This is a genomic window from Capnocytophaga gingivalis (genome assembly GCF_002302415.1).
GTDB classification, from domain to species: Bacteria; Bacteroidota; Bacteroidia; order Flavobacteriales; family Flavobacteriaceae; genus Capnocytophaga; species Capnocytophaga gingivalis.
Genome location: NZ_CP022386.1, coordinates 1799449 through 1812525 on the forward strand (window position 1 = coordinate 1799449; position 13077 = coordinate 1812525).

20 protein-coding genes are annotated in these 13077 nt (G+C 39.6%); all 20 read left to right on the plus strand.

Annotated features, from left to right (window positions below; genetic code table 11):
* The 20 genes from CGC50_RS08490 (at window position 1) to CGC50_RS08580 (ending at window position 13074) form a co-directional block, all read left to right on the plus strand.
* Window positions 1-1398 (plus strand): efflux transporter outer membrane subunit, encoded by a 1398-nt coding sequence (locus tag CGC50_RS08490; RefSeq protein WP_095910478.1) that lies wholly within the window; start codon window positions 1-3, stop codon window positions 1396-1398.
* Window positions 1399-1522: 124 nt separating this feature from the next.
* Window positions 1523-2077, plus strand: a complete 555-nt coding sequence (locus CGC50_RS08495) for an RBBP9/YdeN family alpha/beta hydrolase (RefSeq protein WP_095910479.1) — start codon at window positions 1523-1525, stop codon at window positions 2075-2077.
* A gap of 73 nt (window positions 2078-2150) precedes the next feature.
* Window positions 2151-2888 (plus strand): hypothetical protein, encoded by a 738-nt coding sequence (locus CGC50_RS08500; protein WP_095910480.1) that lies wholly within the window; start codon window positions 2151-2153, stop codon window positions 2886-2888.
* Window positions 2889-2957: 69 nt separating this feature from the next.
* Complete coding sequence (locus CGC50_RS08505) at window positions 2958-3497, plus strand: NAD(P)H-dependent oxidoreductase (RefSeq protein ID WP_095910481.1); 540 nt, start codon at window positions 2958-2960, stop codon at window positions 3495-3497.
* A gap of 131 nt (window positions 3498-3628) precedes the next feature.
* Window positions 3629-4381 (plus strand): DUF6261 family protein, encoded by a 753-nt coding sequence (locus CGC50_RS08510; RefSeq protein ID WP_095910482.1) that lies wholly within the window; start codon window positions 3629-3631, stop codon window positions 4379-4381.
* Between the two features lie 181 nt (window positions 4382-4562).
* On the plus strand, window positions 4563-5201 hold the full coding sequence (locus CGC50_RS08515) for a Type 1 glutamine amidotransferase-like domain-containing protein (protein WP_095910483.1): 639 nt from the start codon (window positions 4563-4565) through the stop codon (window positions 5199-5201).
* A gap of 38 nt (window positions 5202-5239) precedes the next feature.
* Window positions 5240-5878 (plus strand): Type 1 glutamine amidotransferase-like domain-containing protein, encoded by a 639-nt coding sequence (locus CGC50_RS08520; protein ID WP_095910484.1) that lies wholly within the window; start codon window positions 5240-5242, stop codon window positions 5876-5878.
* A gap of 36 nt (window positions 5879-5914) precedes the next feature.
* A complete protein-coding gene (locus tag CGC50_RS08525) occupies window positions 5915-6553 on the plus strand; it encodes a peptidase E (RefSeq protein ID WP_095910485.1) in 639 nt (212 codons plus the stop codon).
* A gap of 225 nt (window positions 6554-6778) precedes the next feature.
* Window positions 6779-7189: an SMI1/KNR4 family protein gene (locus tag CGC50_RS08530; RefSeq protein WP_095898641.1), complete on the plus strand. Its 411-nt coding sequence runs from the start codon at window positions 6779-6781 to the stop codon at window positions 7187-7189.
* Window positions 7190-7420: 231 nt separating this feature from the next.
* Window positions 7421-8029, plus strand: a complete 609-nt coding sequence (locus CGC50_RS08535; protein ID WP_095910486.1) for a hypothetical protein — start codon at window positions 7421-7423, stop codon at window positions 8027-8029.
* Window positions 8030-8046: 17 nt separating this feature from the next.
* Window positions 8047-8493: a hypothetical protein gene (locus tag CGC50_RS08540; RefSeq protein WP_095910487.1), complete on the plus strand. Its 447-nt coding sequence runs from the start codon at window positions 8047-8049 to the stop codon at window positions 8491-8493.
* Window positions 8494-8589: 96 nt separating this feature from the next.
* A complete protein-coding gene (locus CGC50_RS08545; protein ID WP_232781076.1) occupies window positions 8590-9006 on the plus strand; it encodes a hypothetical protein in 417 nt (138 codons plus the stop codon).
* Between the two features lie 70 nt (window positions 9007-9076).
* A complete protein-coding gene (locus tag CGC50_RS08550) occupies window positions 9077-9655 on the plus strand; it encodes a zeta toxin family protein (protein ID WP_095910489.1) in 579 nt (192 codons plus the stop codon).
* Window positions 9645-9797 (plus strand): hypothetical protein, encoded by a 153-nt coding sequence (locus CGC50_RS13905; RefSeq protein WP_167372064.1) that lies wholly within the window; start codon window positions 9645-9647, stop codon window positions 9795-9797. Before CGC50_RS08550 ends, CGC50_RS13905 begins: the two co-directional genes overlap by 11 nt.
* A gap of 39 nt (window positions 9798-9836) precedes the next feature.
* Window positions 9837-10655: a DNA alkylation repair protein gene (locus CGC50_RS08555; protein ID WP_095910490.1), complete on the plus strand. Its 819-nt coding sequence runs from the start codon at window positions 9837-9839 to the stop codon at window positions 10653-10655.
* Window positions 10656-10678: 23 nt separating this feature from the next.
* Window positions 10679-10909, plus strand: a complete 231-nt coding sequence (locus CGC50_RS08560; RefSeq protein WP_002665645.1) for a bacteriocin immunity protein — start codon at window positions 10679-10681, stop codon at window positions 10907-10909.
* Between the two features lie 41 nt (window positions 10910-10950).
* Window positions 10951-11172: a hypothetical protein gene (locus CGC50_RS08565; protein WP_095910491.1), complete on the plus strand. Its 222-nt coding sequence runs from the start codon at window positions 10951-10953 to the stop codon at window positions 11170-11172.
* Window positions 11156-11584, plus strand: coding sequence for a putative toxin-antitoxin system toxin component, PIN family (locus CGC50_RS08570; protein WP_095910492.1), 429 nt, complete (start codon window positions 11156-11158; stop codon window positions 11582-11584). The genes CGC50_RS08565 and CGC50_RS08570 overlap by 17 nt, the downstream gene beginning before the upstream one ends.
* Window positions 11585-11605: 21 nt before the next feature.
* The gene (locus tag CGC50_RS08575) at window positions 11606-12322 is read left to right on the plus strand and encodes a GNAT family N-acetyltransferase (protein WP_095911327.1); all 717 of its coding nucleotides are present in this window, start codon (window positions 11606-11608) and stop codon (window positions 12320-12322) included.
* 2 nt (window positions 12323-12324) lie between these two features.
* On the plus strand, window positions 12325-13074 hold the full coding sequence (locus tag CGC50_RS08580; protein ID WP_095910493.1) for an SDR family oxidoreductase: 750 nt from the start codon (window positions 12325-12327) through the stop codon (window positions 13072-13074).
* Window positions 13075-13077 lie beyond the last annotated feature (3 nt).

Genomic DNA, 13077 nt, shown 5'->3' on the forward strand with positions numbered 1-13077 from the left:
ATGAACAGAATCATTTATAAAGGTTTCGCAGCGGCTTTTGTAGCCCTTACCCTTACCGCTTGTGCAGGTCGCAAAACTTACGAGCGTCCCAATGTCGTAAATGAAAAACTTTTCCGTACGGACAATATCCCTACGGATAGTCTTAGCAGTGCCAATGTCTCTTGGCGTAACATCTTCACCGATGCTACTCTCCAAGGGCATATCAATAAGGCGCTTTCTAACAATCTTGATGTACGTGTAGCCATGCAGAATGTGGCTTCTGCTCAGGCGTACCTCAAGCAAAGCAAAGCCGCTTTTATCCCTACCCTTGCTGCTCAGGCGAATTATACCCGCGCTACCTCCTCTATCAATGCGATGGGGGGCGTAGGCGAACGTACTTACGGCAACTTATGGGATCTCACAGGCTCAGCTTCCTGGGAAGCCGACATTTGGGGCAAGCTCTCTGCTCAACGCCGTGCTTCCTATGCTTCTTACCTTGCTACCGTAGAGGCACAAAAAGCAGTACAGTCCGAGGTAGTGGCTACCTTGGCAACGGCTTATTACCAACTGCTGATGCTTGATGAGCAGAAAAAGGTATTGGAACAAACCATTGATTTCCGCCAAAAGAGCTTGGAGACTACCAAGCACCTCAAGGAGGCAGGTTCCACTACCGAAGTGGCTACTAAGCAAATAGAGGCTTTGGTGTACAATGCTCAAGCACAATTGGTTACCATAGGCAATAATATATGGGCTTTGGAGAATACCATCTGTGTACTCCTTGGGGAAGAACCGCATACGATAGAGCGCACCACGCTTGCCGAGCAGCAATTCCCTACCGAATTTAAGCAGGGCTATGCCGCCAAGCTTCTCCAAAATCGTCCCGATGTAGCTCGCGCAGAGCTTAGTCTACGCAATGCCTTTGAACTCACCAATGTAGCCCATGCCGCTTTCTATCCTACGCTGACACTCTCGGCTCGTGGAGGTATTTCCTCTACCGAATTGGATACATGGATTTCGGCTAAGTCCATATTTGCTAACTTTGTAGCAGGATTGGCTCAACCTATCCTCAATGGAAGACAGATTCGTACCCAATACGAAGTGAGACAGATAGAACAAGAAACCGCTTTGCTCAATTTCAAGAAAGTGATACTTTCTGCGGGTAAGGAAGTAGCTGATGCTATGCAGAATTTTTCCAACCAAACAGAATTTATTGAGCTAAAAAACAAGGAGATGAAAGCCTATCAAGAAGCTACGGACTACTCCAAACAGCTGTTCGATAGCGGTATGGTGAATTATTTGGAGGTGATCACCGCCGAAGTAAATCGCCTCAATGCAGAGCTTAGTGTTGCCAATGCGCAATTTACCCGTATGCAATACGGTATTACCTTATACAAAGCCCTTGGGGGTGGTTGGAGGTAGAGACGCAATTTATTGCGTCTTCACCTTGATGTAGCGGCAAAGGGTCATAGGAGGTTACAAATAACAAAGTTAATACGCTCTTTTTGGAGGAAATAATACAAGAACTAGCAAAAGCTAATAACTAATGAAGCAACTATACATCATTCACGGATATGACGATACGCCCGAAAGGCATTGGTACAGATGGTTGGAACAAGCACTAAAAGCGGAAAATATCAGCGTCCATTGCTTGGCGATTCCTAATCCAGCCGATCCTAATGTAGCGGTATGGGTGGGTACCTTGGAAAAGGAGCTCGAGATGACTCCCGAGACGGTCATTGTAGCCCATAGTTTGGGAACGATTACCACGCTCTGTTACCTGCTCAAGACCGATAAAGAGCCCAAAGGCATCGTACTTGTATCGGGATTCTGTGAGGAGGTACCCAATTTCGAGAGTCTCAATCCCTTTGTGGAGCATCTCAGGAGCTATCACCGTGTTCCTAAGATAGGCAAGGGGATAGTCATCGCCTCTGAGCAGGATTCTATTGTACCTACCGAGCTGAGCGAACGCCTCGCCACGTGGCTTCATTGTGAGTTTGTACGCCTACCCGTAGCGGGGCACTTTCTTGACCGTGAAGGATACACCCAATTCCCAGAGGTTCGCGACAAGGTATTGGAGATTTTTAGAGAGGAAAAATAGTAAAATCACTATAATTGTTTTTACGCAAACTAATTGGCTAATTTTCAAATTTACTAACAAACATATTATCATTATGCAATCAAGAGAAGAAATCCAAGAACTGAACGACCATTTGCAGGCGTTCCCTAAAGCAGAAGATATTTTCGTAAAAGAGCAACCGTGGCTCAAAAATCATTTTCTGCCCCTGATGAGTATCGATTTAGCCGAAATCAACCCCGATTGGGCAGGGCAAAAGGTGTATATGATCTGTCCGTTTGAGCCTTACGAGGGGTATATAGGCGATAATACCACTGAGTATCACAACGAATATACCGCACCTAACTGGTTGGCTTTCCGCCTAACCGACGATAATAAGTTCGAGTTCCTCGGCAAGGAAGGATATTTTGAACGAACCGCTATTCACCATTGGGATTTTGATTCTGAAGAGGAAGAACTCTTTCGGGAAATGGCTGATAACTATGAAAAGAGTAAGGAAAATGTAGCCAAATATGGTACTTTGGTGAATTTACATTATCCTGAATATAATGGCAAACTCAATAGAGAAACATTTTTGGAGATATTAGGGGGAGAGCCTCAGTATGGTAACTGGTGTTCCACTATTGAAGACGAGGAATATCCGAAGGCTTTCAAGATGAACATAGAAGATGGTGAAGATGATGATGAGGTAGTGTTTGACATTTCATACAAAGGAAATCCTTTTTATCTTATCTCAGAGGCAACAGCTTTCCATTGGGTAGGGGCTGGTGGCTATATCATTATGATGTACGAGCCCATAAGTCGTATCGTGCTATTCACTTTTGATTATTCGTAAATTGATTAAGCAATTTAAATATATTAACAATTTAATTAAATCATTAATTGCCCGTGCGGCTCGTATCGAATGAAAACACTCATTATAGTAACACACCCTCATATAGAGGATTCTCTCATCAACAAACGTTGGATTGAGGAGCTCGAGAAATACCCAGAGCAATATACCATACATCAGTTGTATAAAGTATATCCCGATGAATGTATAGACGTTAAGAAGGAACAACAACTGATAGAGCAGTACGACCACATTGTATTTCAGTTTCCGCTCTATTGGTTTAGTATGCCCCCATTGTTAAAGAAATGGCAAGACGAAGTCCTTACCTACGGTTGGGCTTACGGGAGCAAAAGCGGTTATAAAGTAGGTGGCAAAAAGGTAACGCTTGCCATTTCAGCAGGTATTGATGAGCGTGAATATGCGCATAACGAAAAATATAAATACACCCTTAAGGAATTGTTACGCCCTTTTGAACTCACGTTCGAATACATTCACGCCGATTTTCGTCCGTTTTTTGCCTATTACGGCATCGAGCTGAACAGTACAACCGAATGGATTGAGAGAAGCGTACCACTATACCGTCAGTTTTTAGAAGAATTTGCCAAACAATAATTAGTTTATATATCTTTTCAAAGTTTTAAATCTTAAACTTTAACGTTTTCAGACGCAAATTTAGAAAAAGAATATAGGCGTTTTGGTACGCTTATTGTGGGAAAAATAGAATAACTAAAATTATTAGATTTATGAACAAACGTATTAAAGGCATTGCTATTGCCAGTTTGCAAAATCACGAACACTATGGGTTCGTAACCGAAGTAAAATTAGCTATTGAGCAGGCTAATATCGACTCACTCGCTACTCTTTTAGCCAAATTTACCCCCTTGGTAGAGGAGGAAAACAAATCGTTGGAGATTGTAGCTAAGAGCGAACATACCCACCGCCTGAAGGAATTGGATCGCAACCGCGATAATATGTTCCGAGGGCTCTCCGCTTGTGTAAATGAAGCTTCCTACAGTCCTACAAAAGACGAAAAAGAAGCGGCAACACTCATCAAGATATTGCTAAAACGCTATGGCAATATCATCTCCGAGAGCTTCGAGTCGCAACATAGTAAGACCGAAAATCTTATCCAAGACCTTCGTAGCGAAAAATATGCCGAAGCGTCTAAGAAAATCGGATTGGTGCGCTGGGTGAATTGGCTCGAACAAGCTGAGACTACCTTTATGGAGCTTTATCGTACACGACGCGACGAGAGGGCTTCTACTATCGCAGGTACACGTGCCTTGAAGCTCATTCGCAAGGATTTGAACGGGGTATACCGCGAAATCATCGAACATCTGAACGCTTTGGCAGTCTTACAACCATCAGAAGCACTTACACAGCTTATTGCACGTATCAATATTCATATTGATAAGCTCGTAGCACTGAAAGCTAATAGGTCTACAAGAGCGAAAAAGAGTGTAAAAAATTCTGGTAATAGTACCAAAGAAAACTAAAAACAATTTAGTTGCACGTATCAACGGTACGTAAATCATCCGAAAAAGAGTAATTTACGTACCGTTACGATACGTTGAAGTTATAAATAAGATGATAAAATTAATAACAACGATAGTTCTGTGTAGTATTTTTTCTTTTTCAAGAGGTCAAAATATACTATCGAATAACGCAAATACAAATATGAAAAGATTATTTTTAACCTCATCGTTCAGTTCAGTAGCAAAATTGTTTGAAGATTTTGCAGGTGAACCTGTAAAAGGGAAAAAATTGGCTTTTATCCCAACGGCAAGTTTGGTAGAAAAAGTGCGTTTTTATGTAGATGATGATAGAAAAGCCTTTGAAAAATTAGGTCTTATCATAGAAGAATTAGAAGTTTCTACCGCTACTACCGAAGAAATAGCCCAAGCATTAGAGCAAAATGATTATATTTTTATCTCTGGAGGGAATACATTCTACCTAATGCAGGAACTAAAAAAGAAAGGAGCTGACAAGCTACTTATTGAACAAATTAATAATGGAAAGTTGTACATAGGTACTTCAGCAGGTTCTGTCATTGCCTCTCCTACTGTTGAATTTGTTAGTGATATGGACGAAACAAAAAAAGCCCCTGAACTCACTGATTATTCAGGATTACATTTGGTAGATTTTTACTTTTTACCTCACTATCTGAATTTCCCTTACAAGGAAGCTTCTCAAAAAGTAGTAAATGACTATTCACAGAGAATAGATTTGCGACCTATTTCCAACAATCAAGTAATTACCGTTTTAGGTGATGAAATAAAAACACTTGTTTTAGACGACGCCAAAAAATTAGGATAATTAACACACAAATGAAAAAATTAGGATAATTAACACAAATGAAAAAATTATTTTTAACCTCATCATTCAGTTCAGTAGCAAAATTATTTGAAGATTTTGCAGGTGAACCCGTAAAAGGAAAGAAACTAGCATTTATTCCAACAGCAAGTTTGGTAGAAGAAGTGCGTTTTTATGTCGATGACGATAGAAAAGCCTTTGAAAAATTAGGTCTTATCATAGAAGAATTAGAAGTTTCTACCGCTACTACCGAAGAAATAGCCCAAGCATTAGAGCAAAATGATTATATTTTTATCTCTGGAGGGAATACATTCTACCTAATGCAGGAACTAAAAAAGAAAGGAGCTGACAAGCTACTTATTGAACAAATTAATAATGGAAAGTTGTACATAGGTACTTCAGCAGGTTCTGTCATTGCCTCTCCTACTGTTGAATTTGTTAGTGATATGGACGAAACAAAAAAAGCCCCTGAACTCACTGATTATTCAGGATTACATTTGGTAGATTTTTACTTTTTACCTCACTATCTGAATTTCCCTTACAAGGAAGCTTCTCAAAAAGTAGTAAATGACTATTCACAGAGAATAGATTTGCGACCTATTTCCAACAATCAAGTAATTACCGTTTTAGGTGATGAAATAAAAACACTTGTTTTAGACGACGCCAAAAAATTAGGATAATTAACACAAATGAAAAAATTAGGATAATTAACACAAATGAAAAGATTATTTTTAACCTCATCATTTAGTTCAGTAGCAAAATTGTTTGAAGATTTTGCAGGTGAACCCGTAAAAGGGAAAAAACTTGCTTTTATCCCAACAGCAAGTTTGGTAGAAAAAGTGCGTTTTTATGTAGATGATGATAGAAAAGCCTTTGAAAAATTAGGTCTTATCATAGAAGAATTAGAAATTTCTACCGCTACTACCGAAGAAATAGCCCAAGCATTAGAGCGAAATGATTATATTTTTATCTCTGGAGGGAATACATTCTACCTAATGCAGGAACTAAAAAAGAAAGGAGCAGACAAGCTACTTATAGAACAAATTAATAACGGAAAATTGTACATAGGTACTTCGGCAGGTTCTATCATTGCCTCTCCTACTATTGAATTTGTTAGCGATATGGACGAGACCAAAAAAGCTCCTGAACTCACTGATTATTCAGGCTTACATTTGGTAAATTTTTATTTTTTACCTCATTATTTGAACTTTCCATATAAGGAAGCTACTCAAAAAATAGTAAACGAATATTCACAGAAAATAGATTTGCGACCTATTTCTAACAATCAAGTAATTACCGTTTTAGGTAATGAAATAAAAACACTTGAAAAACCCAAACGAACAACTAAAAAATAGTTTTAATGAAGCCCAACATTCTATTACAACAATTAGAAAATGCCCTCCCAAAGGGAATGCAAATCCCCGAGGAACTCAGACAACTCTATCAGTGGATAGAGGATAACGGCTATTATGATTAGGAATTAGAAGTAGCAACTCCTCATAGTATGGCTGAAAAACCTAAAAAAGGAACTAAGAAATAGTTTCAATTTAAACACGTTTAATAAAATAATATAAGAAAAAATGAAAATTCCAGAAAAGTATTTTGCATTAGTTAAAAAGTATAGCAACTCCGATGATAGTTGGGTAGCTGACAAAGATCAGTTTGGAAATCCAATAGAAACTGAACTAAACATATTCTACAAAACTGAAAAACAAATAATAAAACACAGTAAAGAACTTGTGGAAGACTTCCCCGCTGAAGAGGCTGAAGAATATGCCGACACAGAGCGTATTAATGAATACGATTTAGGGTATATTACCGATTTTTCTAAGATATTCATATTTGGCGTAGATGGTGCAGACTGTCAGTTTTGTATGGATTTTAGTGTAGGAGAGGAACCTCGTATTATCTTCTGGGATGATGCGGAGCTTACTTGGCGGGTGATTGCCAATACTATTGAAGATTTCTTTGCTCTTTTTCATAAAGAATAATCTCTTAAATTAGAAAAATGTCAAACATCTTATTACAACAATTAGAAAATGCCCTCCCCGTAGGAATGCAAATCCCTGAGAAACTCCGCAAATTCTATCAGTGGATAGAGGATAACGGCTATTATGATTAGGAATTAGAAGTAGCAACCCCTCATAGTATGTGCGATGAACCTATTACAGACCCTTTTTTGAAGTGGTTTTTTGAAATGACAGAATAATCATAAAAAGAAAATGAACATTTATTTATCAGAAATAGCTCCTTTTTGTACCACCGATGCAGAAAAAGTATTGTGGCTACGGCTTAAAAAGATACAAAAGTTCCGTATCAAGCGCCATAGTGATAGTTTTCTGTTGGAATCATTGTTGGAAAGCTTCCATATAGAAGAGAAATATGAACCCATAATGTATTATTATGAGGAGGTTATCAAGTTACCATTAGACGAAGAGTTTCCGCTATGGGATACTTTTTGGGATATTTTATCCGTTTTCTATAACAATCCGCTGTGTACAGAGGCGCAAAAAGAGACTATTTTTGCCCGCTATAAAGAGGTTACCCTATATACTTCTTCTTTTGAAGGGGCGCAAGATCTTTTTACTAACTTTTTTGCTAATATTCTTTCGTTGGAAGCGATAAAAGAACGCGAACAAGTACTAAAAAAAGCTGTAAAAGAGAATGATTTACTACTTGAGTTTTCAATGCGTAAGAGCCTGATACTCCGCGCTACAAGGGTAATTATTGTCAATAATGGTAAAGATGTAGCCCTACAAGAGCAGATGCAAAACCTTATAGAGGAGCAAACACAAGCTTTGCGGTCAGGAAAATTTGAAGAATATATATAACTAAATATAACAAACCTATGAACAACGAAGTATTACCTACAATATACTTAGGGAGAGAGCTCCCAAAAGAGTATATAAACTGTATTGAAAAGGGAGAATCTTTCCCAGAATGGCTCACGCTGTATCCTCATACAGAATACGAACACAGTACCGATATTGAAGTATGGAGCAAAGAATTTCTCTTTGGGCATACTTTTAGTGAATCTTTCCGCAATTACGCTTTCTTTACTCGTGATGATCTTGATTTTTCGGTGCTGCAAACCCGTGATGAAGACACTTTAACCCCTGAAGAACTCCAATCAGCCTTTGCTATAGGTTCTGTAAACGAAGGATTTGTGTTTATCAACCTGCACGATGGTTCGCTTTGGATTTGGTATCACGATATGTTTTGTGAGAAGATAGCTGAAAACTTTTCCGACTTCCAAAATCTTCTTACTGAAGAGCCTGTGGATAGAGATGAGTAAATGTAGCACAATAGCTTTGCGGTCAGGAAAATTTGAAGAATATATATAACTAAATATAACAAACCTATGAACAACGAAGTATTACCTACAACATATTTGGGGAGAGAGCTCCCAAAAGAGTATGTAAACAGTATTGAAAAGGGAGAGTCCTTCCCCGAATGGCTCACAATGTTCCCTCATACAGAATATGAACACAGTACCGGGATTGAAGTATGGAACAAAGAGGATCTCTTGTCGCCCAGTTATAGCGAATCTTTCTGCAGTTACGCTTTCTTTACTCGTGATGATCTTGATTTCTCGAGGCTAGAAACTCGTGATGAAGACACTTTAACTCCTGAAGAACTCCAATCAGCCTTTGCTATAGGTTCTGTAAACGAAGGAATTGTGTTTATCAATCTCCACGATGGTTCGCTTTGGATTTGGTATCACGATATGTTTTGTGAGAAGATAGCTGAAAACTTTTCCGACTTCCAAAATCTTCTTACTGAAGAGTCTGTGAATAGAGATGAGTAAATGTAGCACAATAGCTTTGCGGTCAGGAAAATTTGAAGAATATATATAGCCAATATATAAACACAACAGAATGAGCAAACAACTCTATATCATAGCAGGTTGTAATGGCGCGGGAAAAACCACCGCTTCCTTTACCATTTTGCCCGAAGTACTCCACTGCAAAGAGTTTATCAATGCCGACGAGATCGCCAAGGGGCTATCGCCTTTCCAGCCCGAAAGTGTAGCTATGCAAGCCGGTAGAATAATGCTTGCTCGTATGGATGAACTATTGCAAAAAGGGGAAACTTTTGCCTTTGAAACTACTTTGGCTACTAAAAGCTATAAGCAAAAAATAGAATGGGCGCAAGCCAATGGCTATGAGGTTACCCTGTTGTTCTTTTGGTTGGACTCGCCCAATATGGCTAAAAAGCGGGTCGCTCAGCGCGTTGCCGAAGGAGGGCATAGCATTCCCTCAGAAACCATTGAAAGAAGGTATCATAATGGGATTGCTAATCTCTTTGCTATCTATATCGATATGGTAGATATTTGTTATATATTTGATAATTCAGAGGGAAGAAAGGAACTTATAGCTCAAAAGGAAAGGTATAAGGACATCGTAATTTATAACAACGACAAGTTTAACTTAATGAAAAATAATTATGAAAGATAAAATAACTAAGAAAGAGGGTCTAAAAGATAAACTTTTAAAGGGTTTAGACCTTGCTTATGAGCGAATGATTGCTCAAAAACGCAAGAATAATCAAAAGATTGTGGTGCGCCGTGAGGGAAAAATCGTTACTATCACACCATAAGAATTAGTAAAGGTATCAATTAACACATTAATTAAGTTTATGACCGAAGAAATCAAAAACAGAAAAGGAGCTCAAAAGGCAGTAGATATACCTTCCGAAGTGCTTTCGTTATTAAATGCGGGGCGTATAGAAACGGTAAACCTTACCGAGTGGCTGGCTGTAGACCATTCCCAGCTGGTAAAATCTGTTTTTCCTGCTTTGGGGATGGATAAAAATATCATTGAAGAGTTGGTTTGCCAAATCCATCAGCAAAAGAAATCTTCTACAATGAATACAATTAAGCTCATAGGAGCATTGTTATACGAAAAATATGTACATACTGACCTTTATGAGCCTTTGTTTAAGCAAATCAGCACGCACTTATCCGATTCGGTGCGCTGTTATGCTTGTTATTTGGTGGCTTTGCATACCGAAATTCCTTTAGAGGATAAGCTACACAAACTAAAACCTTTGGTAGCCGATAGTCATTTTGGCGTTCGTGAAATCATTTGGATGGCATTACGCCCCGAAATGAGCGAACATTTAGACTTTTCAATCGCTTTTCTCTCCCATTGGGCAGAAAGTGAAGATGAGAATATCCGCAGGTTTAGTACAGAAGCCTTGCGTCCGCGGGGTGTTTGGTGTGCTCATATAGAAGCCTTGAAAGAAAAACCAGAACAGTATTTGCCTATATTAGACAAATTGAAGTCCGATAAGGCAAAGTATGTGCAAGATAGTGTAGGGAACTGGCTGAACGACGCCAGCAAAACCCGTCCCGATTTCGTAACAGCTCTTTGTGAGCGTTGGGAGCGCGAAAGTCCTACCAAGGAAACCAAATATATTGTAAAAAAGGCACTGAGAACCCTTGCCTCTAAATAGTATAAAAACTTATTTTTTACCGAATGACCCGAGAAGAACTCATACAATTGGGGAACCAAATCATAGAAGAAACCGATGACGATCGCCAAGAGGAGCTAATGGAGCGCTTCGATCGCAATGTACCTCACCCCGAGGGCAGTTCGTTATTCTTCTATCCGGAAAACTACAACGCCCGCACTATGGATATTTCCTCCTACGACCCCACTGTCGAGGAAGTGGTAGACAAATGTTTGGCGTATCAACCGATTATCTAATGTGTTAATGAATATTTTTTACTAACAAAAACAATATAACAATGAGTGTTTTAACGATAGATATACTCAATCCTAAAGCGGAGGAATTATTAAAAAACCTCGCGGATTTACAATTAATAGCCATTAAGGATAGAAAAAGCAATCCTTTTCTACAAGTAATAGAGCGTTTTCGTAAGAAAAATGAAGCCAATGCGCCCTCTTTGGAGGAAATTACCAAGGAAGTAGAAAAAGTAAGGGCAAAACGTTATGAAGAAAAGAAGTAAAAGAGTAATTATAGATACCAATCTATGGATTAGGTTTCTTATTTCTCGAGATTATTCCGTGATAGATAAGCTTCTTTTTCAGGAGAGGATACAACTTATTTTCAGTAGTGAGTTAGTGGGGGAGTTTGTAGAAGTTGCTCAGCGTCCTAAGTTTCGTAGATTTTTTCCTTTGGAAGAACTTAGCGAATTGGTAGAGATGATAGAAGAAGTAGCCGATTTTGTAGAAGTTACTACTGATGATATTATTTCGTGCCGAGATGAAAAGGATAATTTTTTGCTTTGTTTAGCAAGAGATGCTTCTGCGGACTATCTGATTACAGAAGATAATGACTTGTTAGTGCTAAATCCTTTTGAAGAAACAGAGATAATGACAATGAAAGATTTTCTATATAAGATAGATTGGCAAAAATAGCCGATGAAAGATATTAATTTTATGATCACAAACCAATACAATCAACCTATAGGGGAAGCATTAGCTGATTTTTCAGTAGGAGAAACCCCTCATATAACCCTCTTAGAGGGAAATTATTGCCTGTTGGAACCTCTTTCGGTAGCCAAACACTTAGACGATTTGAGTGATTTCTATTTGGAAGCCAATGCTGTGATGCCCGATTGGACGTATTTATCTATAGCTCCTGCAAAGAACAAAGAGGAGTTGCACGCTTTACTCACCAAGCAGGAAGCCTCTACCGACCCTTATTTTCTGACGATTGTAGATAAGCAAACGCGAAAAGCCGTGGGTACGCTTGCCCTAATGCGTATAGACCCTAAAAATAGAGTGATAGAAGTGGGATGGGTGAACTATTCGCCAGCTTTGCAGCGTACGCGTATGGCTACAGAAGCGCAGTATTTGTTGGCAAAATATGTATTTGAGACCCTCCAATACAGGCGTTACGAATGGAAATGTGACAGCCTTAATGCACCTTCGCGCCGTGCTGCGGAACGCTTGGGCTTTGTATATGAGGGTACATTCAGGCAGGCAGTGGTTTACAAAGGGCGTTCGCGCGATACCGCTTGGTTTGCTATGATAGATAAGGAATGGGAAGCTAACAAACGCGCTCTTGAGAAATGGCTTTCCCCAGAGAATTTCGACTCACAGGGTAAGCAACAGAAGTCTTTATCCACAATCAGACAAAGTAACATACAGTAATTATGACCGAAAATATCAAAAATAAAGTAGTGATTATCACCGGTGCCAGCAGTGGACTGGGAGAAGCTACTGCCTTGCTCTTGGCAAAATATGGAGCTAAGGTAGTTTTAGCCGCTCGGCGTAAGGAGCGTCTGGAAAAATTAGCTTCTCAAATCATCTCGCAAGGGGGCGAAGCCCTCGTGGTAGTTGCCGATGTGGCTGTACAAAGTGATGTGGAGCGTATTGCAGAGGAGACACTCAAGACGTATGGTCGTATTGATGTACTGATTAACAATGCAGGGATTATGCCTCAAGCTACTTTGGACAAACTCAAAGTGGAAGAATGGGACAAGATGATTGATATTAATGTAAAAGGGGTGCTCTATGGCATCGCGGCGGTATTGCCTACGATGCAGCAGCAACACAGTGGGCATATCATTAACCTATCGTCGGTGGCAGGCTTGCGAGTGGCAGCAGGTCGTGGTACGGTGTATAGCGGTACCAAGTTTGCCGTCAAAGCCATTAGCGAGGGCTTACGTGTGGAAGTGGCTAAGGATAATATCCGTGTAACCACTCTTTACCCTGGGGCAGTGGAGAGCGAACTCAAGTATGGCAGTTCCGACCCTGAAGCCAGCGAGAATATACAAGCTTTCTATAAGGCATATGAGATTCCTGCCTCCTCTGTGGCCAGAGCGATAGCTTATGCCATTAATGAACCAGAAGAGGTAGCGATTAACGAAATTACGCTACGTCCTACCCGCCAAGAATTTTAGTAG